Below are 1,159 nucleotides of genomic sequence, written 5' to 3' on the forward strand. Positions count from 1 at the left end.
CGAACGGTTCGCCGAGGAGCCCGGCGCTTTGCAGATTCATGCCTTCAACCAGGAGGAAACGCTCGTCGGCCAGGGCACGCTTGGGCTCGAAATCGAGGCCGATTTGCCTCGGATCGACACGCTGCTGGTCGCTGTCGGCGGCGGCGGTCTGATCGGCGGCATCGCTGCCTGGTTCGCCGGCCGCAGCCGTATCATCGCCGTCGAGCCGGAAGGAGCGCCGACGCTGCATCGCGCCTTCGAGGCCGGACACCCCGTCGATGCGCCGGCCGAGGGCATCGCCGCCGATTCGCTGGCGCCAAAGCGCGTCGGCGAAATGATGTTCCCGATCGCCGAGGCCTATGTCGAACGCTCGATCCTGGTCGGCGACGACGACATCGTCGCCGCGCAGAAGGCGCTGTGGAACCGAACCCGCATCATCTCCGAGCCGGGAGGTGCGGCCGCCTTTGCCGCAATCCTGTCGGGCCGCTATGCGCCGGCGCAGGGCGAACGGCTCGCCGTGCTGGTCTGCGGGGCGAATGCGGACCCCGCTACCTTCTAAAGGGCCTGCTGCCTTCTAAAGGGTATGCAGGATGGAACTATAACGGTCCACTTCACGTTTTTTCGAACCGCCTCGCCTTTGCCGTGTTTGCTGGTATTCTTTGAGTCGTGAGGCGTCGGGCTATCTGCCCGCTCCACAGCATGATCCCGAAACATGGAATCCCTTTCGGAACAGATCATGCTCAAAGGGATAGGGCCGCATCCCGGTTTCGGGATGCCATAGGCTCAAGGAAGGGCCGATGACGCAACGACCCACCTTCAGCAGCGATCGCGGCCTCGCCGGGCGGCTGGCTTTGAGCAGGCTGGCCACGCGGGTCTCGATGGTGGTCGAGCGCGGCTGGCCGTTGCTGCTTCCCCTCGTCATCGTTGCCAGCCTGTTCCTCAGCATCTCCTGGCTCGGGCTATTCTCCCGGCTGCCGGATATGGCGCGCATCGGCCTGGTCGCTGCCTTTGCCATAGCAGCACTGGCCGCGCTTTATCCCCTGCGTTTCTTCCGCCTGCCGGGCGCCGGCGAAATCGACCGCCGCATCGAGGCAGCCAATCAACTGTTGCACAGCCCGGTGCTGGTGCAGACCGACCGGCCAAGCGGCCGGGAAAGCAGCTTCTCGCAGGCGCTATGGCG

General features: G+C 65.3%; 2 protein-coding genes. Both read left to right on the forward strand.

Features of this window, described 5'->3' with window-relative positions; translation table 11 throughout:
- Positions 1-538: pyridoxal-phosphate dependent enzyme (locus ENZ74_RS32435; RefSeq protein WP_127313316.1), on the forward strand; the 538-nt coding region annotated here is incomplete at its 5' end.
- Between the two features lie 238 nt (positions 539-776).
- On the forward strand, positions 777-1,159 hold a 383-nt coding region (locus tag ENZ74_RS32440; protein WP_127313317.1), incomplete at its 3' end, for a DUF4175 family protein.

This window comes from Mesorhizobium sp. M7A.F.Ca.CA.002.15.2.1 (assembly GCF_003998715.1).
In the GTDB taxonomy this organism is placed as follows: domain Bacteria; phylum Pseudomonadota; class Alphaproteobacteria; order Rhizobiales; family Rhizobiaceae; genus Mesorhizobium; species Mesorhizobium ciceri.